The sequence below is a fragment of the Wolbachia endosymbiont (group A) of Hylaeus communis genome (assembly GCF_947251915.1).
In the GTDB taxonomy this organism is placed as follows: Bacteria; Pseudomonadota; Alphaproteobacteria; order Rickettsiales; family Anaplasmataceae; genus Wolbachia; species Wolbachia pipientis.
Genome location: NZ_OX366396.1, coordinates 431,177 through 457,937 on the forward strand (window position 1 = coordinate 431,177; position 26,761 = coordinate 457,937).

24 protein-coding genes and 4 pseudogenes are annotated in these 26,761 nt (G+C 36.9%); 9 read left to right on the forward strand and 19 right to left on the reverse strand.

The window, feature by feature from the left end:
• The first annotated feature begins 72 nt into the window (after positions 1-72).
• Positions 73-905: pseudogene (locus OPR52_RS02140) on the forward strand (IS5 family transposase).
• Here OPR52_RS02140 and ltrA read toward each other — a convergent pair.
• Together ltrA and OPR52_RS02150 are read right to left on the reverse strand one after the other, a co-directional pair.
• A complete protein-coding gene (ltrA, locus tag OPR52_RS02145; RefSeq protein WP_265038281.1) occupies positions 880-2,082 on the reverse strand; it encodes a group II intron reverse transcriptase/maturase in 1,203 nt (400 codons plus the stop codon). The pseudogene OPR52_RS02140 and the gene ltrA overlap by 26 nt on opposite strands.
• Complete coding sequence (locus tag OPR52_RS02150; protein WP_264722787.1) at positions 2,067-2,495, reverse strand: hypothetical protein; 429 nt, start codon at positions 2,493-2,495, stop codon at positions 2,067-2,069. Before OPR52_RS02150 ends, ltrA begins: the two co-directional genes overlap by 16 nt.
• Before the next feature lie 36 nt (positions 2,496-2,531).
• Here OPR52_RS02150 and OPR52_RS02155 point away from each other — a divergent pair, with 36 nt between their 5' ends.
• From OPR52_RS02155 to OPR52_RS02180, 6 genes and pseudogenes are all read left to right on the forward strand, one after another.
• On the forward strand, positions 2,532-3,644 hold the full coding sequence (locus tag OPR52_RS02155; RefSeq protein WP_265038349.1) for a hypothetical protein: 1,113 nt from the start codon (positions 2,532-2,534) through the stop codon (positions 3,642-3,644).
• 167 nt (positions 3,645-3,811) lie between these two features.
• Positions 3,812-4,003 (forward strand): TomO hydrophobic C-terminal domain-containing protein, encoded by a 192-nt coding sequence (locus OPR52_RS02160; protein WP_265038350.1) that lies wholly within the window; start codon positions 3,812-3,814, stop codon positions 4,001-4,003.
• 111 nt (positions 4,004-4,114) lie between these two features.
• Positions 4,115-4,712 (forward strand): annotated as a pseudogene (locus OPR52_RS02165) (patatin-like phospholipase family protein); the annotation flags it as partial.
• A gap of 138 nt (positions 4,713-4,850) precedes the next feature.
• A complete protein-coding gene (locus OPR52_RS02170) occupies positions 4,851-5,336 on the forward strand; it encodes a hypothetical protein (RefSeq protein WP_265038351.1) in 486 nt (161 codons plus the stop codon).
• 186 nt (positions 5,337-5,522) lie between these two features.
• Positions 5,523-6,355 (forward strand): annotated as a pseudogene (locus tag OPR52_RS02175) (IS5 family transposase).
• Positions 6,356-6,444: 89 nt separating this feature from the next.
• Positions 6,445-7,304 (forward strand): IS630 family transposase gene (locus OPR52_RS02180; protein WP_265037751.1). Its coding sequence is split into 2 segments (ribosomal slippage): positions 6,445-6,769 and positions 6,769-7,304, totalling 861 coding nucleotides; the frame shifts between segments, so codons are not numbered across the junction.
• Positions 7,305-7,359: 55 nt separating this feature from the next.
• Here OPR52_RS02180 and OPR52_RS02185 read toward each other — a convergent pair.
• The 7 genes from OPR52_RS02185 to OPR52_RS02215 form a co-directional block, all read right to left on the reverse strand.
• Positions 7,360-8,192 (reverse strand): IS5-like element ISWpi1 family transposase gene (locus OPR52_RS02185; RefSeq protein ID WP_265037890.1). Its coding sequence is split into 2 segments (ribosomal slippage): positions 7,360-7,823 and positions 7,823-8,192, totalling 834 coding nucleotides; the frame shifts between segments, so codons are not numbered across the junction.
• A gap of 27 nt (positions 8,193-8,219) precedes the next feature.
• Positions 8,220-8,720, reverse strand: a complete 501-nt coding sequence (locus tag OPR52_RS02190) for a baseplate hub domain-containing protein (protein ID WP_265038352.1) — start codon at positions 8,718-8,720, stop codon at positions 8,220-8,222.
• Between the two features lie 540 nt (positions 8,721-9,260).
• Entirely contained in the window at positions 9,261-11,228 is a 1,968-nt protein-coding gene (locus OPR52_RS02195; protein WP_265038353.1) for a WD0745 family porin, read from the reverse strand.
• Between the two features lie 207 nt (positions 11,229-11,435).
• On the reverse strand, positions 11,436-12,257 hold the full coding sequence (locus tag OPR52_RS02200) for a 3'-5' exonuclease (RefSeq protein ID WP_265038354.1): 822 nt from the start codon (positions 12,255-12,257) through the stop codon (positions 11,436-11,438).
• A complete protein-coding gene (gene era, locus OPR52_RS02205) occupies positions 12,250-13,134 on the reverse strand; it encodes a GTPase Era (RefSeq protein WP_012673254.1) in 885 nt (294 codons plus the stop codon). The genes OPR52_RS02200 and era overlap by 8 nt, the downstream gene beginning before the upstream one ends.
• A 166-nt stretch (positions 13,135-13,300) precedes the next feature.
• Positions 13,301-14,323 carry a cytochrome d ubiquinol oxidase subunit II gene (gene cydB / locus OPR52_RS02210; RefSeq protein WP_213863016.1) on the reverse strand — a complete coding sequence of 341 codons (1,023 nt, stop codon included), beginning with the start codon at positions 14,321-14,323 and terminating at the stop codon, positions 13,301-13,303.
• Positions 14,316-15,722 carry a cytochrome ubiquinol oxidase subunit I gene (locus OPR52_RS02215; RefSeq protein ID WP_006280502.1) on the reverse strand — a complete coding sequence of 469 codons (1,407 nt, stop codon included), beginning with the start codon at positions 15,720-15,722 and terminating at the stop codon, positions 14,316-14,318. The genes cydB and OPR52_RS02215 overlap by 8 nt, the downstream gene beginning before the upstream one ends.
• Before the next feature lie 916 nt (positions 15,723-16,638).
• On the opposite strand from OPR52_RS02215, the gene OPR52_RS02220 reads away from it, so the two are divergent.
• Positions 16,639-17,259, forward strand: coding sequence for a superoxide dismutase (locus OPR52_RS02220; RefSeq protein WP_265038355.1), 621 nt, complete (start codon positions 16,639-16,641; stop codon positions 17,257-17,259).
• Complete coding sequence (locus OPR52_RS02225) at positions 17,256-18,527, forward strand: M16 family metallopeptidase (protein WP_265038356.1); 1,272 nt, start codon at positions 17,256-17,258, stop codon at positions 18,525-18,527. Before OPR52_RS02220 ends, OPR52_RS02225 begins: the two co-directional genes overlap by 4 nt.
• Positions 18,528-18,533: 6 nt before the next feature.
• Here OPR52_RS02225 and OPR52_RS02230 read toward each other — a convergent pair whose 3' ends face one another.
• The 10 genes and pseudogenes from OPR52_RS02230 to terL form a co-directional block, all read right to left on the reverse strand.
• On the reverse strand, positions 18,534-18,962 hold the full coding sequence (locus OPR52_RS02230) for a WD_0736 family protein (protein ID WP_265038357.1): 429 nt from the start codon (positions 18,960-18,962) through the stop codon (positions 18,534-18,536).
• An 11-nt stretch (positions 18,963-18,973) separates the two neighbouring features.
• Positions 18,974-19,660: a reverse transcriptase/maturase family protein gene (locus tag OPR52_RS02235; RefSeq protein WP_265038358.1), complete on the reverse strand. Its 687-nt coding sequence runs from the start codon at positions 19,658-19,660 to the stop codon at positions 18,974-18,976.
• A protein-coding gene (locus tag OPR52_RS02240) for an IS5-like element ISWpi1 family transposase (RefSeq protein WP_094189578.1) occupies positions 19,657-20,489 on the reverse strand; the annotation gives its coding sequence in 2 pieces (ribosomal slippage) (positions 19,657-20,120 and positions 20,120-20,489; 834 coding nt in all). Before OPR52_RS02240 ends, OPR52_RS02235 begins: the two co-directional genes overlap by 4 nt.
• Positions 20,490-20,579: 90 nt before the next feature.
• Positions 20,580-21,439 (reverse strand): IS630 family transposase gene (locus OPR52_RS02245; protein ID WP_265037751.1). Its coding sequence is split into 2 segments (ribosomal slippage): positions 20,580-21,115 and positions 21,115-21,439, totalling 861 coding nucleotides; the frame shifts between segments, so codons are not numbered across the junction.
• A gap of 59 nt (positions 21,440-21,498) precedes the next feature.
• Entirely contained in the window at positions 21,499-22,146 is a 648-nt protein-coding gene (locus OPR52_RS02250; RefSeq protein WP_265038359.1) for a reverse transcriptase domain-containing protein, read from the reverse strand.
• Positions 22,131-22,559 (reverse strand): hypothetical protein, encoded by a 429-nt coding sequence (locus tag OPR52_RS02255; protein ID WP_264722787.1) that lies wholly within the window; start codon positions 22,557-22,559, stop codon positions 22,131-22,133. The genes OPR52_RS02250 and OPR52_RS02255 overlap by 16 nt, the downstream gene beginning before the upstream one ends.
• Positions 22,549-23,508 (reverse strand): leucine-rich repeat domain-containing protein, encoded by a 960-nt coding sequence (locus tag OPR52_RS02260; RefSeq protein ID WP_265038360.1) that lies wholly within the window; start codon positions 23,506-23,508, stop codon positions 22,549-22,551. Before OPR52_RS02260 ends, OPR52_RS02255 begins: the two co-directional genes overlap by 11 nt.
• 57 nt (positions 23,509-23,565) lie before the next feature.
• Positions 23,566-26,016: a type I DNA topoisomerase gene (gene topA, locus OPR52_RS02265; protein WP_265038361.1), complete on the reverse strand. Its 2,451-nt coding sequence runs from the start codon at positions 26,014-26,016 to the stop codon at positions 23,566-23,568.
• A gap of 87 nt (positions 26,017-26,103) precedes the next feature.
• A complete protein-coding gene (locus OPR52_RS07835; protein WP_458694412.1) occupies positions 26,104-26,193 on the reverse strand; it encodes a hypothetical protein in 90 nt (29 codons plus the stop codon).
• A 99-nt stretch (positions 26,194-26,292) separates the two neighbouring features.
• Positions 26,293-26,748, reverse strand: a pseudogene (terL, locus tag OPR52_RS02270) (phage terminase large subunit); the annotation flags it as partial.
• Between the last annotated feature and the right edge of the window lie 13 nt (positions 26,749-26,761).

A 26,761-nucleotide genomic window follows, 5' to 3' on the forward strand; every position in this document is an offset into this window, starting at 1 on the left:
ATTTATCCATTTAGAGGTTGTCCGGAAACAAGTAAAAGGCTATAATATCTGAAATTTTAGTACGGGGTAAAGATGAGAAAAAAGTATCCAACAGATCTAAGCGAAAGGGAATGGGCAAGAATAGAAAAACACTTCAGAGTATCATACAAGAAAGGAGGAAGGCCGCCAAAGTATAGCAAAAGAGAAATATTAGAAGCAATTTTCTATGTATTGCGTACAGGGTGTCAATGGCGGTATTTACCAAATGATTTTCCGCTATGGAAGACTGTGTATGAGCAGTTCAGGCAATGGAAGAAGCAGGGAATTTTTGAGAAAATGAATTATGAAATTACAAAATATAGTAGAAGAAAAATAGGAAGGAATGAGCAGCCGAGTGCCTGTATAGTAGATAGTCAATCTGTAAAGACTACAGAAAAGGGGGGATCAAAGGCTATGATGGAAGTAAAAAAGTAAAGGGTAGAAAAAGGCATATAATTACAGACACTCAGGGTTTTATACTAGGTTGTTACGTAGGCGCTGCTAACGAAAATGATAGAGATGGTATTAAAATAGCATTAAACAATATGAGAACAAAATATACTAAAGTTAAAAAAATGTGGGCTGACATGGGATACCAAGGAAGAAATTTAAAGAATCACATAAAGGAAGAATATGACATAGATATTGAAATTGTTAAAAGGCCTCCATGTAGATTTTGGGTGCACAAAGATACGCCACCTGAGCTACTACCAACAAGAGAACAAGGGTTTAAAGTACAGCCAAGAAGATGGGTTGTAGAAAGGACTTTTGCTTGGGTTAATAGGAATAGAAGGCTATCGAAGGAGTATGATTTACTCACAACATCCACTGAGAATTTCATATACCTAGCTATGAGTAGGGTTATGTTAAAGAGGGAATATGCTTGAATTTACTTGTTTCCGGACAACCTCTCAAACACCAATAATTTCCGCTAATACCAAAGTAGTTATAGTGTCCTGTTAATTTAGCCTTCAGTACTTGCCACCAATCTTTAAGTCGAATACTTCCGCGGACTATTTTCAACCACTCCTTGATTTCTTTTAGTTTTCTGGCTAGATTTAACTTAGAGGTTTTATGTCCCATCATTAATCTACCACGACGACTTTTTGCACCATAGTGCGTAAACCCCAGAAAATTGAAACTTTCCGTCCTTCGTTTCTCTCTTATCGCTCGTTGCCACTCCCTCTTGCCAAACTTTACTACTCTGGTCTTGTTTTCAGATACTTCCAACCCAAATTTATTTAGCCTTTGTTTCAGTAATTCCAGAAATTCTTCCGCGTCTACCTTACTTTCGCAACAAACCACAAAATCATCGCAAAACCTTATTTGTTGTATATATCCTCTGGATCTTGATTTAAATTTCTTTTCTATCCATAAATCCAACACATAATGTAAGTATATATTTGCTAATACAGGACTTACTATACCGCCTTGTGGTGTACCTTGTTTTGTTGCTTCATAATTTCCAGCTTCGACTATCCCTGCCTTGAGAAACCGCTTTACTAACCACAGCAAATTTGGGTCAGTTATTCGTTCCCTTAGACACCTCATTAGCCATTTATGCTGTATATTATCGTAGAACTTCTTGATATCCACTTCTACAATGTAGTTTATTGGCTTGTACTTAACTGCTTTATCTAGTGCATTTACCGCTTGATGACAGTTTCTTCCAGGTCGAAATCCATATGAGCTGTCCAGAAAGTTTGCCTCGTAAATATTTTCTAATATCTTCTTCAGCATAATCTGTACTAATTTATCCTCGGTCGATGGTATTCCGAGTCCGCGTTTCTCTTTACTTCCAGCTTTCGGTATATATACCCTCTTTACTGGTTGTGGTTGATATTGCTTCCTCTTCATACTTTCTACTAGCACTTCGAGTTTCTCATTCAGATTTTCTCCGTATGATTCCACTGTTATCTGGTCTACTCCACAAGCCTTGTTACGCTTCAGTTCTTTATAACATCTCGCAAGATTCTCTGTATTTATCAGATGGACTAACGATGTGAATTTTAGTCGCTTATCTTGCTTTGCTCTTACTGCTATCTGGTTTAGTTTATATCGCATGTTATTCCTACCTCCGTTGTATTGGCATAGCAATCCCTATTCCAGTTACTATATTGCTGATCGCTTCCCCTTGTACGTGGCTTTCCCACATTCTGAGTACTATCAATCAGTCCGACTTCCCCTGCATCTTCCGCTAGTTCTTGCCTTTGTTGACTTGTTCCAACGTACCTTAATAGGAATGCATGGGATCTCCCAAGTTCACTTGAAGTCCATTTCAATACATGGCACGGTCTCAGATCCCGATAGAGTGAGTGATAACTTGCCTTTACGTTATCCTTCATGCTGTCTTCCATGGCCATGAACATGTCGACCTCTATGTCTTCAGGTATTTCGGGACTCCACTCCTTCACTTCCGTTGTGCCCTGCATTGTCCATCCCACTAGCTCTATTACACTCGTTACCTCATGCAACATAGTGGTCTGTTCCAAACTTTTGGCTAGACTTTGTTTGTGTTGGATTTTCACCAACTGTTCTCCAAGCACTTCTTGGCGCACCTTGGAATTCCTGAACAAATACTTGTACCAAGTAATGAAAAAGAGCTTGTAGCAAGTACAGGTTACGGTATGGGAGATGTCATTACCAAAACAGGAAATGCAGGAGATTTGCGTGTTGCGACTTTGGGTGCTCAACAGGTTGTTCCTCGTGGAGGGACTGTTAGTACTATTGAAGCATTAAAGAATTTGCCTAATAACAGAACAATCAAAATTTTTCTCCTTAATGATCAGAGTGTTGCTCAAATTTTTAAAAAGTCTGATCGAGAGGTCGAATTTTCTTTCTCTAATGGTAATACCTATGAACTTAATTTGCATTTGATTAATGAAGAAAGTCTAAAAGTGCTATTTAATAAAGAAAATTCAGTTCTAGCTAATGCTATTAATGATTTTTCTACTGTTAAAATGCCAATTTTAGAACAAAAAAGTGGTAAGAATGAACAAGCTCCTATTCAATTAGCTGGACATGTAATACGAGAGGATTCCATACAAGTAGTACAGCCGAAAAGTTTAGTAAATATTAGGGATAATAATGTTCAACTTGTAAACGAAAGTGATCAACCAATTCAGAATGATAATGTAGTAGCTTCTATTAGTAGCGATGATAATCATAGTGATTCAAGTAAAATTCAGTTAGATGAATCACGAACTGGTAGCGATCAAGTATCCAATCAATCTACCGGACATATAACAAAAATGGATAATGAGCAAGCTCCTCTCAGTGAGGGTAATTCTAAGCTTGAAAGTGATCAACAAGATCCACAACCAGAAGTTTTACCTATAGTGCTCAATGGCAATCCTAATAATATAGCTGTTACAAATGAAAATGTTAAAATGCCAATTCTAGAACAAAAAAGTGATACCCAAACCAACAGCAAGCAGTCTACTAATCCAAACAATGGAGGTGTTACTGCACCATCTGTTCAACTAGCTCCACCTAAAAGTGTAGATAAGAATAGTGGTAAAAAAGATACACAACCAAAACTAATACCAACAGGGGTACCTTTAGTAGCTAGTAAAGACTCTAACCGAGTAAATATAGCCTTTCTTATAATAGTCCGAATGCGATAAGATATGTGTTTATGGCTATAGCAGGCCAGTAGCATATTACGGTCTGTTCGGATTATTGTAAAAAGAGCTATAATGTTCAAGGTAACAGCAAACAACCTAGTTATCCAGGCAAAAACAACCCTGCTCTACAAAATGCAAAAAGTAAGTTGCCTGTGATAGCTGCTTCTATGTTAGCAATAACCGGAGTTGCTATAGGGATAGCTATTGCAGTTTACTTGGAAATGCTAGCAGTGGGAATAGCAGTTGGAGCTTGTTGTCTAGTTGCTGCTGCGGTCATATACTATTGTAATAAACCTTTAAATTCACTTGAAGAAAGTAGTGTTAATAAATTTACAGATCGCGAAGAGCTTACTGTGTAAGGGCTTATTACACAACGGTAAATTAAGGAATAAATATTATAGTTTACCATTTAATAATTTATTATCATTATGTTAATTATCATAAAATAAGAACCAAAGCCTGATTTAAAATGCGTACTCGATAAATACTTCGGCGAAAGTACTATTGCTGATGTTTCAAGTAATCTACTGCTTACCAGTTATGATATACACAACAACTGTCCATTTTTCCTTAAAAGTTGGAGAGAAAACAGGAATTTCATCAAGTTAAAAGATGCACTCAGAGCCACAACAGCAGCACCAACATACTTTGCACCTAAGTACTTAGAAGTTAGCCAAGAAAAAAGAGTATTAGTCGATGGAGGGGTATTTGCCAATAACCCAGCGGCTTGTGCATATGCAAATAGCAAAAAACTTTTCCCTAATGAAGAAATAGTGCTGGTATCAATTGGCACAGGTCGGCTATCTAATCGAATAAAATACAGAAAATTAGGAAAGATAGCCTGCTCTATTAAATGTGATGTTTGCATCGAGCCTTGATGTAGTAAATTACCAGCTAGGTAACGTAATGGACGACAGATACGTAAGAATACAATCACAACTGACAATAGCGTCGGCTGAGATGGATAATGTAACACCTAAAAATATTAAATGTCTGCAGCAGGAGGCAAATGCAATGATAGAAGGTAATCAAAAAGTAATCGATAAATTTTGCGATATCGTATCTTAATTTACATAAAAATGCCAAGCAAACTAAAGAAATAAAGCAAAGAAAGGTTTAAAAAACATAGTTTCGCCCAAAAAACGTACTAAGGGGCAAGAAGCTAAAATTTCAAACGATAAGCCAAAACCGCTCTCTGAAATTGTGGTGAAACCTAACCTATGCTCCTCTAAAGCAGAAAATGTCAAAAAAGATAAAAAAGGAATAAAAGAAAAAATAAAAAGCTTAAAAACAAAGAAAGCAAAACCCGTAGAGAAAGAGCTGAAAAAGGGCAACGTGTTCAAAAAAGGCTTCAAAAAGCTAAAAGGAAAAGTAAAAAAATTAAACCCCATAAAGGTTAAGAAAAATAAGATAATCGGGAGCAAAAGATTAGCATTTTTACTGACAGCTAGTACGATTGTGGCAATTTTACCAACATTCAGTTTAGCTCCCTTGCCAGCACTAGCAATAACTTCGGCATGTGTTTTCAGTATTAATTTTATTGCAGTCAAAACATTAAAGAAGTTTATCAAACAACGCAAATTAGCAGCAGAATCTAAAGAAGTAGCTGAACCAAACAAGCCGGAAGAAGAAATTCAAGATATATCAGTCGAATCAATAAAAGAAGAATCCAAGCAAGTTTCCAAAGAATAGATTTCTATATTAATAGATTTGCTTAAATATCTTTCTATTTCTACTTAAATATTATATATTTAATAAAAAACACTAGCAAAGCGGGAATTTTATTTGCAAAATAATACGAAAGTGAGTGCGCAAGTTAGAGGTTGTCCGGAAACAAGTAAAAGGCTATAATATCTGAAATTTTAGTACGGGGTAAAGATGAGAAAAAAGTATCCAACAGATCTAAGCGAAAGGGAATGGGCAAGAATAGAAAAACACTTCAGAGTATCATACAAGAAAGGAGGAAGGCCGCCAAAGTATAGCAAAAGAGAAATATTAGAAGCAATTTTCTATGTATTGCGTACAGGGTGTCAATGGCGGTATTTACCAAATGATTTTCCGCTATGGAAGACTGTGTATGAGCAGTTCAGGCAATGGAAGAAGCAGGGAATTTTTGAGAAAATGAATTATGAAATTACAAAATATAGTAGAAGAAAAATAGGAAGGAATGAGCAGCCGAGTGCCTGTATAGTAGATAGTCAATCTGTAAAGACTACAGAAAAGGGGGGATCAAAGGCTATGATGGAAGTAAAAAAGTAAAGGGTAGAAAAAGGCATATAATTACAGACACTCAGGGTTTTATACTAGGTTGTTACGTAGGCGCTGCTAACGAAAATGATAGAGATGGTATTAAAATAGCATTAAACAATATGAGAACAAAATATACTAAAGTTAAAAAAATGTGGGCTGACATGGGATACCAAGGAAGAAATTTAAAGAATCACATAAAGGAAGAATATGACATAGATATTGAAATTGTTAAAAGGCCTACATGTAGATTTTGGGTGCACAAAGATACGCCACCTGAGCTACTACCAACAAGAGAACAAGGGTTTAAAGTACAGCCAAGAAGATGGGTTGTAGAAAGGACTTTTGCTTGGGTTAATAGGAATAGAAGGCTATCGAAGGAGTATGATTTACTCACAACATCCACTGAGAATTTCATATACCTAGCTATGAGTAGGGTTATGTTAAAGAGGGAATATGCTTGAATTTACTAGTTTCCGGACAACCTCTTAGAGCTCTTTCCATAAAAGTCCGGATGTGATAGGATAAGGGTAGATGATGATAAGGAGGTTGAATGCCAGCAGCATATAGTTATGATTTAAGAAAAAAAGCAATGGAAGCGCTAGACGAAGGAGAAAGCAGAGAAACAGTGGCAGCAAGATTTAAGATTGGACGAACTACTTTATGGGAGTGGCAGCAAAGAAGAAAAGAAACAGGAGACTTTCAATCAAAAAAACTTGGAAATGGGGGTTACAATCACAAAATTACCGACTGGGATACCTTTGCCAAATTTGCCAGAGAACACGGAGGAAAGACTCTATCGGAAATGGCTAAACTTTGGAACAACGTTAGTATCCAAACGATCTATCGAGCCCTTAAAAAAATTGAATTTACGCGCAAAAAAAGACATATGGATACAAGGAAAGAAACGAAGAAAAACGTGCTGAATTTTTGAAAATTATAGCGACAAAAGAACCTAAAAACTTAGTGTATATAGATGAGTCTGGCATTGATAACACCGAAGACTACCCCTACGGATATTGCCAGAAAGGACAGCGGTTTTATGCCTTAAAATCTGGAAAGAAAACTCAACGAATCAGTATGGTTGCAGCCTTAAGTGGAAGAAAGATAGTTGTTCCGTTAACCTTTGAAGGCCACTGTAATATGGATGTTTTTAATGGATGGTTTGAGCAATTTTTGACACCGATCTTGGAACCTGGACAGACTGTCATTCTTGACAATGCTACTTTTCATAAGTCTGATAAGATTATCGAGCTTGCTAAAGGGGTTGGTGCAGAAATTTTGTATCTGCCGCCTTATTCTCCAGATTTCAACAAAATTGAGCATCATTGGTTTGCTATAAAAAACAGAGCCAGGAAAAACATTCCTCTATTCGAATCCTTTCGTCGTGCTGTTGATTCTGCCTTCCTATGACCTGTTCGGACTATTATGAGAAATGCTATATGAGGTTGTCCGGAAACAAGTAAATTCAAGCATATTCCCTCTTTAACATAACCCTACTCATAGCTAGGTATATGAAATTCTCAGTGGATGTTGTGAGTAAATCATACTCCTTCGATAGCCTTCTATTCCTATTAACCCAAGCAAAAGTCCTTTCTACAACCCATCTTCTTGGCTGTACTTTAAACCCTTGTTCTCTTGTTGGTAGTAGCTCAGGTGGCGTATCTTTGTGCACCCAAAATCTACATGTAGGCCTTTTAACAATTTCAATATCTATGTCATATTCTTCCTTTATGTGATTCTTTAAATTTCTTCCTTGGTATCCCATGTCAGCCCACATTTTTTTAACTTTAGTATATTTTGTTCTCATATTGTTTAATGCTATTTTAATACCATCTCTATCATTTTCGTTAGCAGCGCCTACGTAACAACCTAGTATAAAACCCTGAGTGTCTGTAATTATATGCCTTTTTCTACCCTTTACTTTTTTACTTCCATCATAGCCTTTGATCCCCCCTTTTCTGTAGTCTTTACAGATTGACTATCTACTATACAGGCACTCGGCTGCTCATTCCTTCCTATTTTTCTTCTACTATATTTTGTAATTTCATAATTCATTTTCTCAAAAATTCCCTGCTTCTTCCATTGCCTGAACTGCTCATACACAGTCTTCCATAGCGGAAAATCATTTGGTAAATACCGCCATTGACACCCTGTACGCAATACATAGAAAATTGCTTCTAATATTTCTCTTTTGCTATACTTTGGCGGCCTTCCTCCTTTCTTGTATGATACTCTGAAGTGTTTTTCTATTCTTGCCCATTCCCTTTCGCTTAGATCTGTTGGATACTTTTTTCTCATCTTTACCCCGTACTAAAATTTCAGATATTATAGCCTTTTACTTGTTTCCGGACAACCTCTATCATCGCAAAATTGTGCTCTGCATGCAGGAGAGTATAATTCTGCTATGCTTCTCTCAAGCTTTGCTGAGAGCCCTCTAATTTCAGCAATAAATCTTCCACTACTTAATGTCACTTTACCAAAAATTCCTGAATGTAGATTCATTGTTCCCTGGGTCAAGTCTTTATAATTCACAAGAAATATCTCAATATTTGCAAAGTCGTACTTTCCTGATAAAACATCTTTTTCTTTGATATCAACACTATTTAATATTCCCTCAATTTCCAAATTATCAGTCTTTAAATCGCTGTTTAATATTATACTACTGGCTGTAAATCCACTTGAAGATTTATAGAGTATATTATCAATATTTAAGTCTTCATCATAGTCAGTGAATCCCATTACTTCTCCACCTGCAAGCGTTAATTTCCAGCACGTAGCAGTGGTAAGTAATTCTCCAGCTAAATGATTTTTTAGTGTGGTTTGCATAGGGGCCTCCTGCTTAATTGATTAAATTTGAAAGTATAGCTCTTTTTACAATAATCCGAACAGACCGTAATATGCTACTGGCCTGCTATAGCCATAAACACATATCTTATCGCATTCGGACTATTATAAGAAAGGCTATAGCTATACGGCCAGTAGAATAAGGGCAGTGTGTTCTTTTCTCATCATCTAAGTAGCCATAAAGCGTCATTCCGGTGACCATAGGGTGTCATTCCAGTGCTTGACACTGGAATCCAGGAAATTTTGCTTGTAAGTAAGCAAACTGATTTGGTGAGCATAAAAAGTGGCTGATCTTATGCTGAATAAACGCTTTTGATGAAGTTGCATGGAAAGCTGGATCCCAGTGTCTGGGCACTGGAATGACATCCTTCTTGGTGGAGTGTCCTCAAATCACAATGTTCGTACAGTTGTGTGTCACGCACTGGGATGACAGGAGAGAGGACACCATATGTTTATTTGATCGACAAATAAACACTAACAGACAAGAATACACCACAGTTAACTGTGGTGTGTACTGGCTGGTTAGAAAGAAAACTTCACACCAGTAAGAAGGAGAATTCCTTGGTTAGAAGGTACATCAGCATCAGACTCATCTTTCAGCTTACCTGTTTCGTTAGTCATAAAATAATGGAGAGCTGCGTAAGGAACAAATTTGTTCTTACTGCATGCAGGAGACAGATCATATTGAACGCCAAGTGCACCATCATGAAGCATATCTTTGTCATTCATTCTGCTGCCAAAATACGTCAAACTTGTGTAGATATTCTCATGTTGATACCCAGCTCCTACAGTCCAATACATGGTATCTATACTATCTTTACCAAATTGAGCTTTCAGCCCTTCCACTCTTTTGCCATCAGTAGCATCTTTACTATCAATTTCCGTATAGGTATCACCAATTAATTTTTTAATACCCTTCGGTTGACCAGATTTGCCCAAGTATGCAAAAGAGGCAGCAAACTTTACGCCTTGATCTTCATTAATCTTATAATCAGCGCTTACACCCAAATTAACACCCATAAGGTCATTGTACTCTACATATTCATTATAAACATGCTTATCTTTATTTAGTTTTTTTGCTTGACCATACTCACCAACTGCAGAAGTTTTAACTTTTACATTATATTTATCAAAGTCATATTCATATGATGCACCAGCACTTACTATGTGCCCATAGTCTGGACCGACATGCCTTATCTTATCTTTTACCTTACCGTTTTTCTCTTCTTTTTCTTTCACAATAAACAAGCTACTATCATAACGAGGTGCATAACTGATGCCAAACCTTGCGCCCATATAATTTGGTGAGTAGTAGGCAACTCTAAATGGCAGTGTAGTCATAACGCCTTTGTTATATTTCCCTGCCATGCGGAAAGAGAATTTTTCACTTTCACTCGAAAAACTTTCAGTGTAAAGACGTGGTGTTACATAAAATGGAAAGCTAGCAGCGCTTCCTTCTAAGTTCACTTTTCTGAACCAGTCACTATCTGCAGCTCCGTCAACAGTCGCAATTCTTGTTGCATCAAGCCTCATCAGAGCCTCAGGACCAAATTGGTAACCAAGCTTCACGTCACCATATTTTGAGTTAACAAACACATGCGCACTTCTGCCTTTTGCAGCATAAACACCCTGTGAAGCTCCCTTACCTTCGGTCACTGGGACATGAAACTGCACGTCAGCACCATAAAGAAGACCTAAATCTTCATTCTTATTTTCTGCTCTGAGGTGCAATATTGCATCAGCAATCATACCCATATCGTTGCTGTAATCACCAATATTTCCTATTCCTTCATAGAATATTGGATTTGCTCCTCTTGTTATATCTGGAGTGGCATTATAATACTCTGTAGATCTGTTTGGCATAACGTTATAACGTTTATAATCTGCGCCACTTGGTCCAGCTTTGCCATAACCTTGAGCATCAACAACACCACCAAAAGTTATTCTTAAATTACTTTGCCCTTGATTGGTATCGATAATATCAACTCCACCAACTGAAACAACAGGACTTGCCTTACCTTTTTCCTCTGTATTTTTGTTAACAACTTTTATATCCTTCTTTACATCTTTAGCTTCAACTTTAGCATTCTTAGTTTTAGAACGCTTAGTTTTTGAAACTTTACCTTTTTCTATATTAGAATTCTTAGCGTTTAGAGCTTTCGCTTTTGAATCCTCTATAAGCTTTGCTTTTTTCTCATTTGCTAGCCTGATCTCCTCTTTTTTCTTCTGCTCGGCTGCTAATCTCATCTCTTCCTTTTTCTTAAGCTCTTCAGCTTTTTTTCTTGGATCAGCATTACATATTCTGTCCATCTTTTCTTTCAGTTTTTTATTTGATGTTTTCATAACTTCTGTTTTTCCAGAAGTTTTTGTGCTCTCTTGCTTTTTTATTTCCTTCATACTCTCATCAGGAAAGTCAGCTGCAAAACTGCTGAAAGAACATAAAGTTAATAAAGAAACTAGAGCAGTTCTAGTATACATAGACTTTTTCATGAAGTGCCCCCAAAAAATTTCGAAATCATATCTTAAATGTAAATAGTATAAAAATGTTGAAAATTCAACTTAAAGCAACCTTATAACGAAAATAAAAGTAAAATGCAATACCTTAAAAGCAACTTTCTTAATATGCTCAACGTGTATATTAACCAAAATTTAGTACAGAGGTTCGCTTGTGAGTGCATTATAACTCGACTATTTATTCTATGGAAGTAAAATTTTTCCACCACAAGTTCTTTCCCATTCTTCTTTAAATTTCTTTAGGTATTCTTTTTTTTCGCACTCTAAAAGCAGCTCTTCCGCACTTTTGTTGTAGCTTTCAGTAGTAATCCTTCCCTGATGATGCATGAACCTTAAGTAAATCAAATAAGTGTTAATTACATCTGTTTCACAATAATCTCGAATCTCTTGTATCTTGCCGCTATCGTATAAGTCCATAACTTGTGACCCATCAACTCCAATCTTACCAGGAAGATTAAATGCTGCACAAACTTCGTTCATTTTTACTCTCGCAGAAGCTCCAAAATCAGAGAGGGATTCAAGCAAATCACAATGCCAATCACTGCTATATCTCTGATTGTAACTATTCCACTTATCGCCAGCTTTATGAAAATATTCCGCTTGAATGCCATGGACCATAGCACGATACTTCAGCACTGGTATATCAAAAGTGCGTCCGTTGAACGAAACTAATCTTGGCTTTTTCTCTGATATGTAGTTAAAAAATCCTTTCACTAGCTCCTTTTCACTGGAATTTAGTGTGCCTCCAGATCTTATTTCTTGCAGTGTGAACACCTCATAACCACTCTGGTAGCTTATATTGCAAAGTAAAAAACTAATAACTACAACAAGGTAAAAAGGCTGACGCAGAAAAGAGTTTTGCCCGTTTGTTATTTCAAGATGATATTTTGTTAATGCATCTCTCTTCTCTTCTACACTACTATCATCACTAATATTGAGTAAATTTTTGCAGGAATTTACATCTGGTATAGTTTCAATATCAAATACCAATAAAGAATTAAGCATTGCCTATATACTCCTCCGGACGGTCGATCCAAGGTCGCACTTTCACAAATAAAAAGAGGTGTACCTTGCACTCAAATAATTTTTCTAGTTCAGCACGCGCTTCGATATTAATTTTTTTAATATTACTGCCATCTTTTCCTAGTACTATTTTTTTATGACTATCTTTCAACACAAATATGATCTGTTTGATGACTAAACTCTTATCTTTTTTTTCCTCAAATTGTTCAGTTATAACAGCTGTAGAGTATGGCAATTCTTCACGCAAGTTCAAGAATAATTTTTCTCTCGTAATTTCTGCTGATAAAAAATTTGTCGAGGAATCGGTTATTTGATCTTCTTCATAAAACCAGGGGCTCACCGATGCAACTTCAGACAAGTAATTCATCAAATCAGAAAGTCCATCATTCTTTAATGCTGATATCATAAAAACCTTTTCAAATTTATAAAGCAAATTCAGATGCTCATGCGCCATCTTTAATTCAGGCCTTTTTACCAAATCAGTTTTATTGATAACCAAAATGCATCTGCCTTTTGTGCGCTGCAGCCGCATAAATATAGTCTTAATTCTTTCTATATTTTTCAAATAATTGCTTACATCAACAAGCAACAAAGTGATGTCACTATCCTTAACTGCCGACCATGCAGATTTGACTAAAGCTTTTTCAAGTTTTGTTTCTGCTGAGAAAATTCCTGGGGAGTCAGTAAAGACAACTTGTGTGTTGTTGCATGTTGCAACACCCCTTATTTGCGTCCTTGTTGTTTGCACTTTAGGGGTGACAATTGCAATTTTCTTGCCTATGATGCTGTTAATTAATGTAGACTTCCCAGCATTTGGTAAGCCAGCTATCGTTACAAATAAGCATTTTTGTTCTTTCACAAAGAAAATTATAAAGAAAACTGAATGTCAGCGTCAAGCTACTTATATGACAAGAAGTCAGAAAATCCATAGGAGGATTTGCTAATGAAGGCTCTTAAGTTGACGCCATTGCCAGAACGACTGCTTGATTTAAGGGTAACGTTTTAACCATAAGGTCACTAACTCCTTAATATGTGTGTTCATAATTTGATTTTCCACGAAAGACATAATAGCAATAACCAGTGTAAGTTAAAATGATTGGTAAAAGCGGTATTATAACAATGAGCATTAAAGATAAACTTGGCCCAGAAGCAGCTGCATCCAGAATGGTATATTGAAAAGGTATAATCCATGGGTAGATACTAATTCCTAAACCTAAATATCCCATAAAAAAAATAGCAATACTGAGAAAGAATGGACGGTACTCCCGTTTAGTATTCTGAAGATCAAACCACAGCATGAAAAATAGCCAAGATGTGAGTAATGGAATAGAAAATAAATAATAAAAATTTGGCATACTAAACCAAAAGTTTTTAATACGTTCATTTAAAAATGGTGTCACTACACTCACTAGTCCCATGAAAATACCTACAAAACCAAGCGTATAAGAAGCAACCTTGCGTGCCCATTCTTGTGTTATATTTTCTGTCTTCATTATGAGCCATGTAGAACCTAAAAGTGCATATCCAAATATCACAGCAACGCCTGTCATTACACTAAAAGCACTTGCCCAATCAAATTGGCCACCAGAAAAGTTGCGTCCGTTTACTTCTACACCATGTATAAATGCGCCTAAAATCATGCCCTGGCAAAATGCAGCACCAAGTGACCCAAAATGAAAGGCATAATCCCATAATTGCCTGTATTTTCCTTCTGCCTTAAAACGAAACTCAAAGGATACTCCGCGCACTATAAGGCCAAGCAGCATAATAATGATTGGAATATAAAAAGCAGGCATTAATATTGAATATGCAAGAGGAAAAGCAGCAAACAACCCTCCACCACCCAATACCAACCATGTTTCGTTTCCATCCCAAAATGGTGCAATTGAGCTTATCATGTGATCACGGCATTTATCTGACGGTGCAAAAGGAAGTAAAATACCAATACCTAAATCAAACCCATCCATTAAAATATACAGTAAAACAGCTATGGCAATTAGTAATCCCCAGATTAGGGGTAAATTAATTAAGGAAGAAAAATCAAACATGATTGTTGTCCTTTCCAGATGTACCAGCATCAATCACTGAAGCTCCAATACCGTGTTTATAAAATTGCTCTTCTTCTTTAATGACAGGAATTCCTTTGTATATAAGTTTCAGAATATAGTAACTACCTGCTCCAAATATAAGGGTATACATAACGATAAATGCAATCAAAGACCATGCAACCTGAGGACCGGTAATCGCAGATGAAAATGATTCAATTGTGCGCATAATTCCATATACAGTGTAAGGTTGACGGCCAATTTCAGTAGTAAACCAACCTGCAAGTAACGCTATGAACCCAGACGGCATCATTGATATCCACCATCCATGTAAGAAACAACTTTGGAATAATTTGCCACGAAGATACTGTATAACACTTACTGACCCAATTATGATCATTAAAATTCCAACTCCAACCATTATACGGAAGGACCAGAATACCCATACTACAGGTGGTCTATCTTCTTTTTTCCATTCCTTTAATCCTTTTACTTCTCCTAAAAAATCATGTGTTAAGATCAAGCTGGCAAGATTAGGAATTTTTATCTCGTAGTGATTAATTTCATTTTGCTGATCCGGATAAGCAAATAAAAGTAAGCCAGCCCCTTTTTCGGTTTCCCATATACCTTCCATTGCAGCAATCTTAGCAGGTTGATGCTTTAGTGTATTTAATCCATGCCTATCTCCCATGAACAGCTGAAATGGTGCAGCTAAAGCTACCATAATGGTTGCCATACCAAGCATAATTCTTGCTTGAGGAGCATGTCGTTTTCTCCAAAGATAAAATGCTCCTACACCACCAACCACAAAAGCTGTTGTAAGATAGGCTGCTGTTACCATATGAATAAAGCGATAAGGGAAAGAAGGATTAAAAATAATCTCTAACCAATTGGTTGGATATAGGAGACCATTCTCACCAATCGTGAATCCAGCGGGTGTTTGCATCCAACTGTTGGCCGCAATAATCCAAAAAGCTGAAATAAGCGTTCCCACTGCAACAATACAAGTAGAAGCAAAGTGCATACGAGAACTTACTCTATTCCATCCAAATAGCATAATACTCAAAAAAGATGCCTCCAGAAAAAAGGCTGTTAAAACCTCAAAGGAAAATAGAGGGCCGAGAACATTGGCTATGCGGTCAGAAAAAATCGACCAATTGGTACCAAGTTGATATGACATTACAACTCCAGATACCACTCCCATGCCAAAAGCAACGGCAAAAATCTTGATCCAGAATTTATAAACATCACGGAAACGTGTATCACCAGTCTTAAGCCAACACCATTCCAAAAAGGCTAGAAAACTTGCAAGCCCGATCGTGAAAGCAGGAAATATAATGTGAAAGCCTATTGTGAAGGCAAACTGAATTCGAGCTAATAATAAAGGATCAAATTTAAACATTTTACCTAATACCCATGTATTACAAATAATAGCCAAATCTGCCTATAATTCAATCCATTTTTTCACAAAATTGACCTTACCCAGAAAAAGTAGAGAGAAAGTTAAGACGTTTTTGTCATGAGAATAAATTGTGCAGGAATACAACTGTTCTCCCTTGTCATACCGTCACGGTATCTCTAGATCCCGCTAACACGTAGCGGAATGACGATTGTCAGGCCAGCGCCCCTATGATGTCATCCCAGTGTCAGCTACTCGGATGACATCATCCTTTTTTTGGGATTCCAGCGTCACACGCTGGAATGACACCTTCCGTATAAACATTAAGAAATTTACCAAATGAAAAAAAAGGCAAAAGAAGCCCCGTGGTTGGCTAATTACTTACATTATACTTTCAAGTATGGCGTTTTTTATTCTAAACGTTTAATAACCGCGATTCAGCTACTTTTAAACCGCAACTAATCTAAATTATAAACGTTAAGAAATTTACTAAACAGAAAAAAGGCAAAAGAACCCCTAGGGTAGCTAGTTATTCACTATCCATTTTTTAAGTTGGCGTTTTTTTATGTTTTAAACGCTTTATAAGCGCGTTTCAGCTTATGTAGGTAGAAATTTTATAAGACATAAGATGCACATAGTGCAAAAAATTAAGCATGAGACGCCAGATACGTGAGTTTTTGTCATTTAATCTGTACAGAGAAGATAAATAAATAGCTTCAGTTTCATGATAAGGGGGTTGGCGAAGGGTGTCAAGTAACTTTTGCATTTAATCCATTTCTATGGCTTATATAATAATCGTTATTGTAGTATAATTTAGAATAATGCAATAGATACCTAAATGTTTTAGCTATTAATTATATGTTGCACAAAAGCATATATTGCCCTACCATCCAAGTAGGTTAGAAATAAAGAGGTTTTTATGAGTTTTACTTTACCTGAATTACCATACGATAACACAGCTTTGGAGCCTTATATATCTGCAAAAACCTTAGATTTTCATTATGATAAGCACCATAAAGGATATTTAAATAAACTCAACGAGCTAGTTGAAAATACGGATTATCAACATGTAAAAATTGAGGAATTAATAACAAAAGTGCATGGTAATAGCGGCAACTTGCCTATATTTAATAATGCAGCACAAGTTTGGAACCATACTTTTTATTGGAATTCAATGAAAAAAAATGGTGGTGGTAAGCCTAAAGATGGTAGTCTTCTAGCAAAAAAAATTCAAGACGATATCGGTGGCTTTGATAAATTTTATGAAGAATTTTCGAATCATGGAGTAAGCCAGTTTGGCAGTGGATGGGTATGGTTAGTGCTCGAAAAAGGTAGGTTAGGAAAGCTCAAAATCACCAAGACTCCAAATGCAGATTTGCCAATAATTTATGGCCAAGTGCCACTACTCACTATGGATGTGTGGGAGCACGCCTATTATTTAGATTGTCAAAACCGTAGAATTGACTACATAAAAGTTTTCCTTGATCATTTGATTAATTGGGATTTTGCAGAAGAGAACTTAGAAGAATATATGAGATGAATATACCCCGGGTAACAAAATTAGATAATGGTCTGCGCATAATAACTGAGCAGGTGCGTGATATTGATTCCGTAGCTTTAAGCATACGAGTTGGTGTTGGCAGTAGAGCAGAAAGTGCAAAGCAAAATGGAATATCCCATTTTTTAGAACACATGGCTTTCAAAGGGACGAAGACAAGAACTGCCTTTGAAATTGCAAAAGCTTTTGATGACATAGGTGGAGTTTTCAACGCTAGCACCGGTAGGGAAAGCACCACCTATTATGCAAAAGTCCTCAAGAAAGACATAAAAACTGGTATTGATATATTAATAGATATATTGATGAATTCCACGTTTCCAGAAGATGAATTGGAACGTGAGAAGGGTGTTGTAATACAAGAGATTTTTCAAACTAATGATTCACCAAGTGACATTATTTTCGACAAATATTTTGAGGCAGCTTATAAAGACCAACCATTTGGTAGGTCAATCTTAGGCACGCAAAATACTGTAAAATCTTTTACTCGAGGAGATCTAGATAATTACATAAATGAGCATTACTTTGGTGAGAATATGCTATTTGCCGTTGCAGGAAATGTTGAACATGAAGAAGTTGTTGCATTAACCAAAGATTTTCTCTCAAAGATTCATTCTAAAAAGCTGAAAAAAAGCCAAAATGCGAGCTGTACTGGTGGTGAGTATTTAGAACATCGTAAATTAGATCAGGTACACTTGCTAATTGGTCTACCTAGTGTTTCTCGCCATGACGATAAATATCACACGTTTCAAGTGCTTGATTCTATATTAGGGAGCGGAATGTCATCACGTTTATTCCAGGAAGTAAGGGAAAAGCAGGGATTAGCTTACTCTGTTTATTCATTTAATTCCAGCTATACTAATACAGGAATGTTTTCCATTTTTGCTGGTACAGACAGTAGTAACTTAGATAAGCTTTTAAAATCTATAACGACAGAGTTGAAGAAGTTGTCTACAGATGATCTGAAGGAAGAAGAAGTAAATAGAGTGAAAGAGCGAGTAAAATCCCAAATTTTAATGTCACGCGAAAGTGTTAGCTCACGTGCTGAAACATTGGGACACTACTACGGTAACTATAATAGGTACATCAGTAAAAATGAATTAATAGAAAAAATTGGTGCAGTTACCACTGCTAACGTAAAAAAAGCAGCAGAAGAATTGTTATCTCAGCATGAAAAAACCACTCTAGCTGCAATTGGAGAAATTGAATCATTGCCAAGTTACGATAAAGTGGTTTCTATGCTTAAAGCTTAGTGTACTTTAATTATGTTGCTTAAGCTCACTAAAAAGTTCAATGAACGTTTGCAAAATCCTTTCTATAAAAAGTTTGCTTTCTGGTTCATCGCGTATATTACTTATCAGTTTATTCAAAGTTTTCTCGCTGTTTCGTAAAAATAAATAGCTTTCTACTGCTTGCACACCAGACAAGACAGTCAAAATTCCTCCTATCACTAGACAAGCAGCTATAGCAGGTACGGTACCCACTGCAATTGCAGTTGCGATTAATGATAACCCAGCTAAGAATGTAACGGCTGAAACGCAAAACGCTATTTGATGTTTTTCTTTATTGTTAACGTTCGGTAGAAGCTGTAGCTTTACTCCTCTCGTTTGAGTTTTATTACTACAACTCCCCCTAAAGAACCGTGCTTGCAGATTTCCCGCACACGGCTCATCAATATTAGTTTTCACAGTCGTCCCTCTTATGCATATAAAGAAAAATGTATTTTTGGCTTTGGTAATGGATTTACTTCTACGTAGTGTACAAACTGTTCCCAGGTCATACTCTTTTTCTGACTACGCCGATTTATCCATTTAAATGCTAGCTTTCTTACTGATGTGTAAAATTGTTTCAAACACCAATAATTTCCGCTAATACCAAAGTAGTTATAGTGTCCTGTTAATTTAGCCTTCAGTACTTGCCACCAATCTTTAAGTCGAATACTTCCGCGGACTATTTTCAACCACTCCTTGATTTCTTTTAGTTTTCTGGCTAGATTTAACTTAGAGGTTTTATGTCCCATCATTAATCTACCACGACGACTTTTTGCACCATAGTGCGTAAACCCCAGAAAATTGAAACTTTCCGTCCTTCGTTTCTCTCTTATCGCTCGTTGCCACTCCCTCTTGCCAAACTTTACTACTCTGGTCTTGTTTTCAGATACTTCCAACCCAAATTTATTTAGCCTTTGTTTCAGTAATTCCAGAAATTCTTCCGCGTCTACCTTACTTTCGCAACAAACCACAAAATCATCGCAAAACCTTATTTGTTGTATATATCCTCTGGATCTTGATTTAAATTTCTTTTCTATCCATAAATCCAACACATAATGTAAGTATATATTTGCTAATACAGGACTTAGAGGTTGTCCGGAAACAAGTAAATTCAAGCATATTCCCTCTTTAACATAACCCTACTCATAGCTAGGTATATGAAATTCTCAGTGGATGTTGTGAGTAAATCATACTCCTTCGATAGCCTTCTATTCCTATTAACCCAAGCAAAAGTCCTTTCTACAACCCATCTTCTTGGCTGTACTTTAAACCCTTGTTCTCTTGTTGGTAGTAGCTCAGGTGGCGTATCTTTGTGCACCCAAAATCTACATGGAGGCCTTTTAACAATTTCAATATCTATGTCATATTCTTCCTTTATGTGATTCTTTAAATTTCTTCCTTGGTATCCCATGTCAGCCCACATTTTTTTAACTTTAGTATATTTTGTTCTCATATTGTTTAATGCTATTTTAATACCATCTCTATCATTTTCGTTAGCAGCGCCTACGTAACAACCTAGTATAAAACCCTGAGTGTCTGTAATTATATGCCTTTTTCTACCCTTTACTTTTTTACTTCCATCATAGCCTTTGATCCCCCCTTTTCTGTAGTCTTTACAGATTGACTATCTACTATACAGGCACTCGGCTGCTCATTCCTTCCTATTTTTCTTCTACTATATTTTGTAATTTCATAATTCATTTTCTCAAAAATTCCCTGCTTCTTCCATTGCCTGAACTGCTCATACACAGTCTTCCATAGCGGAAAATCATTTGGTAAATACCGCCATTGACACCCTGTACGCAATACATAGAAAATTGCTTCTAATATTTCTCTTTTGCTATACTTTGGCGGCCTTCCTCCTTTCTTGTATGATACTCTGAAGTGTTTTTCTATTCTTGCCCATTCCCTTTCGCTTAGATCTGTTGGATACTTTTTTCTCATCTTTACCCCGTACTAAAATTTCAGATATTATAGCCTTTTACTTGTTTCCGGACAACCTCATATAGCATTTCTCATAATAGTCCGAACAGGTCATAGGAAGGCAGAATCAACAGCACGACGAAAGGATTCGAATAGAGGAATGTTTTTCCTGGCTCTGTTTTTTATAGCAAACCAATGATGCTCAATTTTGTTGAAATCTGGAGAATAAGGCGGCAGATACAAAATTTCTGCACCAACCCCTTTAGCAAGCTCGATAATCTTATCAGACTTATGAAAAGTAGCATTGTCAAGAATGACAGTCTGTCCAGGTTCCAAGATCGGTGTCAAAAATTGCTCAAACCATCCATTAAAAACATCCATATTACAGTGGCCTTCAAAGGTTAACGGAACAACTATCTTTCTTCCACTTAAGGCTGCAACCATACTGATTCGTTGAGTTTTCTTTCCAGATTTTAAGGCATAAAACCGCTGTCCTTTCTGGCAATATCCGTAGGGGTAGTCTTCGGTGTTATCAATGCCAGACTCATCTATATACACTAAGTTTTTAGGTTCTTTTGTCGCTATAATTTTCAAAAATTCAGCACGTTTTTCTTCGTTTCTTTCCTTGTATCCATATGTCTTTTTTTGCGCGTAAATTCAATTTTTTTAAGGGCTCGATAGATCGTTTGGATACTAACGTTGTTCCAAAGTTTAGCCATTTCCGATAGAGTCTTTCCTCCGTGTTCTCTGGCAAATTTGGCAAAGGTATCCCAGTCGGTAATTTTGTGATTGTAACCCCCATTTCCAAGTTTTTTTGATTGAAAGTCTCCTGTTTCTTTTCTTCTTTGCTGCCACTCCCATAAAGTAGTTCGTCCAATCTTAAATCTTGCTGCCACTGTTTCTCTGCTTTCTCCTTCGTCTAGCGCTTCCATTGCTTTTTTTCTTAAATCATAACTATATGCTGCTGGCATTCAACCTCCTTATCATCATCTACCCTTATCCTATCACATCCGGACTTTTATGGAAAGAGCTATACTATACCGCCTTGTGGTGTACCTTGTTTTGTTGCTTCATAATTTCCAGCTTCGACTATCCCTGCCTTGAGAAACCGCTTTACTAACCACAGCAAATTTGGGTCAGTTATTCGTTCCCTTAGACACCTCATTAGCCATTTATGCTGTATATTATCGTAGAACTTCTTGATATCCACTTCTACAATGTAGTTTATTGGCTTGTACTTAACTGCTTTATCTAGTGCATTTACCGCTTGATGACAGTTTCTTCCAGGTCGAAATCCATATGAGCTGTCCAGAAAGTTTGCCTCGTAAATATTTTCTAATATCTTCTTCAGCATAATCTGTACTAATTTATCCTCGGTCGATGGTATTCCGAGTCCGCGTTTCTCTTTACTTCCAGCTTTCGGTATATATACTCTCTTTACTGGTTGTGGTTGATATTGCTTCCTCTTCATACTTTCTACTAGCACTTCGAGTTTCTCATTCAGATTTTCTCCGTATGATTCCACTGTTATCTGGTCTACTCCACAAGCCTTGTTACGCTTCAGTTCTTTATAACATCTCGCAAGATTCTCTGTATTTATCAGATGGACTAACGATGTGAATTTTAGTCGCTTATCTTGCTTTGCTCTTACTGCTATCTGGTTTAGTTTATATCGCATGTTATTCCTACCTCCGTTGTATTGGCATAGCAATCCCTATTCCAGTTACTATATTGCTGATCGCTTCCCCTTGTACGTGGCTTTCCCACATTCTGAGTACTATCAATCAGTCCGACTTCCCCTGCATCTTCCGCTAGTTCTTGCCTTTGTTGACTTGTTCCAACGTACCTTAATAGGAATGCATGGGATCTCCCAAGTTCACTTGAAGTCCATTTCAATACATGGCACGGTCTCAGATCCCGATAGAGTGAGTGATAACTTGCCTTTACGTTATCCTTCATGCTGTCTTCCATGGCCATGAACATGTCGACCTCTATGTCTTCAGGTATTTCGGGACTCCACTCCTTCACTTCCGTTGTGCCCTGCATTGTCCATCCCACTAGCTCTATTACACTCGTTACCTCATGCAACATAGTGGTCTGTTCCAAACTTTTGGCTAGACTTTGTTTGTGTTGGATTTTCACCAACTGTTCTCCAAGCACTTCTTGGCGCACCTTGGCGCACCACAGCATAACCCACCCCAGCTCCGAGTAACGCGCCAACCACAGCAGATGCAATAAACGCTGCAACAGAAACACCAACAGGAGTTAAAGCAGCAGCCCCTAAACAATATGCTGCAACTAGACCAATAACTAAACCAACTGTTGCTCCACAAATATAGTATTTGCTACTGCTTTTAAGTTTTTCTTGCGAGTTTGATACCTCATCCTGCAATTTTACGTTTGCACCTTTACCGCTAATCTTGTAACCAATTATATTAAGTGAAGGAAGATTTTTTTTGAGTTTATCTAATTCTTTTGCAACTTCATTGCTAATCTTGCAACCAATTAAATTGAGTAAAGTAAGATTTGTAAGTTTGGTTAATTCTTTTGCATCTTTAACACTAATCTTGTGCCCAGCTAAATTAAGTGAAGTAAGATTTGTAAGTTTGGTTAATTCTTTTGCAACTCCAACACTAATCTTGCACTTACCTAAATCAAGTGAAGTAAGATTTGTAAGTTTGGCTAATTCTTTTGCATCTTTAACACTAATCTTGTGCCCAGCTAAATTAAGTGAAGTAAGATTTGTGAACTTAGCTGATTCTCCTGCAGCTTCAACACTAATCTTGCACTCACTTAAATCAAGTGAAGTAAGATTTATAAGCTTAGCTAATTCTCTTGCAACTTCAACACTAATCTTGCACTTACCTAAATGAAGTGAAGTAAGATTTTTGAGCTCAGCTAATTCTTTTACAATTTCAACACTAATCTTGCACTCAGTTAAATCAAGTCTTGTGATATTTGGTATGCCTACTAACTTACTTACATCCGTGTAATCTAACCTACATAAAGCTGGAGTGTCGCCCTGTGTGTAAAATATCATTTATCCCACCGCATTATTAGAGTATATTTTAACTTTACCTAATATTTCAATAAAAGTCTACTTCTTACCCTTAATCAACTCTAAAGCCTTCTCCAGATCTATACTCTCAATATCTGCACTCTTGCCCAAAGCAACGTTTGTTTTACCGCATTTTATATAGAATCCGTACCTACCGTTGCAGATAAAAACTTCTTTTCCCTTTTCATTAACCCCGAGAGATTTTAACTCTTTGCGTGGACTGTTTGCAATAATTTGTACAACTTCGCTCAATTCTGTATTCAGCACCTCTTTGGAGCTTTTCTTAAGAGAAAAGTATTTACCATCATAGAAAATATAGTATCCAAATCGTCCAAGGCCTATTTTTACTTCCTTTCCGGTTTCAGGGTGTTCTCCGATTACTTTCGGCAAGGAAAGTAACTGAGTAGCGGTGCTCAGATCAATATCATTAACATTTATATCTTTTGGTATAGAAACCGCCTTTTTCTTTTCTGACTCATTATTAAACTGCAGGTAAAGCCCAAAAGGACCTTTTTTAATTACTACCTCTTGTCCTGTTATATCATCTATACCTAAACTTTTTGGATATTCTGAATTGTCGTTACTGCCCGTAATTTCTTTTGTATGGTTGCATTCAGGATAGTTAGAACATCCAAGGAACACCCCGGCTTTTCCAAAGTTCAATTTCAATATGCCACCTAAGCAATCAGGACATTTCGTATTCACCTCTTTTTTTCCTTCTTCTGAACAAAACCAATCGATTACCAAATCGTGAATGCCGCTGAAAACTTCATCATGCGTCATTTGCTTGACAGAGTTTACATGACCAAAAAATGGCACCCAAAAGTGGCTTAATTCTTTTTTCCAATCTGCATGTCCATTTGAAATTAAGTCAAGCTTTTCTTCCATTTGTGCTGTGAAATCATACTCTACACAACGCTGAAAAAAAGTTTCTAAAAATATAGTAACGATTTTACCACGACTGCTTGGAATAAACCTTTTGCTATCCAATGAAACGTACTCACGATCTTGTAATACCGAAATAATTGTTGCATAAGTTGATGGGCGACCTATACCGATTTCTTCCATTTTTTTAACGATACTTGCTTCACTATAACGAGGTGGCGGCTGAGTGAAATGCTGTTTTGGCTCAACTGAAATCAGCTTACATGCTTCCCCTTCCTTCATGGCAGGTAGCAGGCCTTCATTTTCGGCTTCCATGTTATCTTGGTAGACTCTATAAAAACCATCAAAGAATATACTCGACCCACTTGCTCGCAGAACTACTTTCTGGTCAGTAGAACTAATTTCGACTACCACTTGATCAAGAATCGCCGACTCCATTTGACTTGCAATGGTCCTTTTCCAGATTAAATCATACAATTTAAATTGCTCTGGCGTTAAGTAATCCTTAATACTACCCGGTGTTCTATTGATATCAGTTGGACGAATTGCTTCATGTGCTTCTTGAGCATTTTTGACCTTTTTTACATATTTACGAGGAGACTGCGGTAAATATTTATCACCATATAATGACTTAATTGACCCTCTAATTGAGTTTATAGCCTCATCTGCAATATGAAACCCATCTGTACGCATGTAAGTTATCAACCCTACAGTTTCACCACCAATATCGATACCTTCATATAAATTTTGCGCTATGCGCATAACACTTTTCACATTAAAATACAGTTTATTCACTGCATCTTGCTGAAGACTTGAAGTAATAAACGGAGGAAGCGGGTTTCTCTTAACTTGCTTGCGTTCTACTGTGCTTACAGCATATTGCCTTGATTCAATCTCCCTGACTAAGTTCTTTGCTTCTTCTTCATTCTTAATATCAAATTTTTCTAGCTTTTTATTGTCATAGTGGCTTAGCATAGCAAAAAAAGCCTCATCTTTGCTATTTTGCATTTCTGCTTTTATGCTCCAATACTCCTGTGTTATAAATTTACTAATTTCATCTTCTCGTTCGCATATAATCTTTAATGCAACAGACTGCACTCGCCCTGCAGACTTGCTTCCCGACAATTTTGTCCACAGCAGTGGTGACAAACTAAATCCAACTAGATAATCCAAAGCTCTACGTGCTTGTTGTGCACGCACTAAATCCATATTAATTTCACGTGGATTTTTTATTGCTTCTTGTACTGCTCTTTTTGTTATCTCATTAAAGACTACTCTATAAATGTTGTTTTCATTACTGATTGCTTTCTTTTCTTTTAATGTCTCTATCACATGCCAAGCCATTGCTTCCCCTTCTCTGTCTGGGTCTGTTGCAAGATATATATCTGATGTTTTGCTTGCGGCTTTTACTAACTCTTTTATATACTTTTCTGCTTTTTCAATGGTCTCATACTTTATAGCAAAATCATTATCCGGATCGACGGAGCCGTTTTTTGCTGGAAGATCCCTCACATGTCCAAAGGATGCAGCTACTTTGAACTCTTTACCCAAATATTTACCTATCGTCTTTGCTTTCGCAGGTGATTCAACTATTAATAATGCCATATTGTTAATTATTTTAGTACTTAAAGATAATATGTTGAGAAATATACAATGAAAAGTAAAAAAATATTTTAATGGCTCTTGTGAATTTTACAAAGTAGGTTCTTGACCCTCTTTAGAAAACCCTTGGACGTTGATATTTTCAAGCGACTTTGAAGGCTCATTACAATAGTATATGATCGCAGCAGCAACGAGAAGCTAGATTCCAGTGTCAGCTACTTGCATGACAAAAAAAGGAGCGCTGGGATGACATCCTCCCTTGTGGAAATTGCTCTCAAATCACAATGCCCGTACAGCCGTAACCCTAGAGGTACTGTTTCTCACCCACTGCAAATATTGCACGGTACTGTCCACTTGGTCGTCGTGGCGCGTTTCTGGGAACATTAAAATCTCATACTCAAAATCGTTCAGCCATACTGCTTGGTGCGGCAGAAAAACCTTGCCAGACTCTATCATCGGAGCAATCCGGTGGAATCGAGTGAGCTTACCATCATGTGGCACTATTTCGATAATGGGCAAATGACTGTTTGCCTTCAGCTCTTGTGCTAATTGCTGACCACTTGTTTTGGCTTCGATCAAAATCGCGTGTGGTGACCATCTTGCAGCTAGTGATAAAACTTGTTCTTTAAGCTTTGGATACTCAAGCTTTGCGCGATATACATCAAGTAAATAGAATTTATTATCTATTTTTGCCCAGGTGGTGCAGACACTAAAGTTGCTCATGTTAGAGGTTGTCCGGAAACAAGTA

Coding starts and splice junctions, on each gene's coding strand:
- OPR52_RS02160 (WP_265038350.1), top strand. CDS start 3,812: ATGTTAGCAATAACCGGAGTTGCTATAGGGATAGCTATTGCAGTTTAC.
- OPR52_RS02220 (WP_265038355.1), top strand. CDS start 16,639: ATGAGTTTTACTTTACCTGAATTACCATACGATAACACAGCTTTGGAG.
- OPR52_RS02215 (WP_006280502.1), bottom strand. CDS start 15,722: ATGTTTAAATTTGATCCTTTATTATTAGCTCGAATTCAGTTTGCCTTC.
- ltrA (WP_265038281.1), bottom strand. CDS start 2,082: ATGCGATATAAACTAAACCAGATAGCAGTAAGAGCAAAGCAAGATAAG.
- OPR52_RS02250 (WP_265038359.1), bottom strand. CDS start 22,146: ATGCGATATAAACTAAACCAGATAGCAGTAAGAGCAAAGCAAGATAAG.
- OPR52_RS02190 (WP_265038352.1), bottom strand. CDS start 8,720: ATGCAAACCACACTAAAAAATCATTTAGCTGGAGAATTACTTACCACT.
- OPR52_RS02260 (WP_265038360.1), bottom strand. CDS start 23,508: ATGATATTTTACACACAGGGCGACACTCCAGCTTTATGTAGGTTAGAT.
- OPR52_RS02255 (WP_264722787.1), bottom strand. CDS start 22,559: ATGTTGCATGAGGTAACGAGTGTAATAGAGCTAGTGGGATGGACAATG.
- OPR52_RS02200 (WP_265038354.1), bottom strand. CDS start 12,257: ATGCTTAATTCTTTATTGGTATTTGATATTGAAACTATACCAGATGTA.
- OPR52_RS02195 (WP_265038353.1), bottom strand. CDS start 11,228: ATGAAAAAGTCTATGTATACTAGAACTGCTCTAGTTTCTTTATTAACT.
- cydB (WP_213863016.1), bottom strand. CDS start 14,323: ATGTTTGATTTTTCTTCCTTAATTAATTTACCCCTAATCTGGGGATTA.
- topA (WP_265038361.1), bottom strand. CDS start 26,016: ATGGCATTATTAATAGTTGAATCACCTGCGAAAGCAAAGACGATAGGT.
- OPR52_RS02150 (WP_264722787.1), bottom strand. CDS start 2,495: ATGTTGCATGAGGTAACGAGTGTAATAGAGCTAGTGGGATGGACAATG.
- OPR52_RS02225 (WP_265038356.1), top strand. CDS start 17,256: ATGAATATACCCCGGGTAACAAAATTAGATAATGGTCTGCGCATAATA.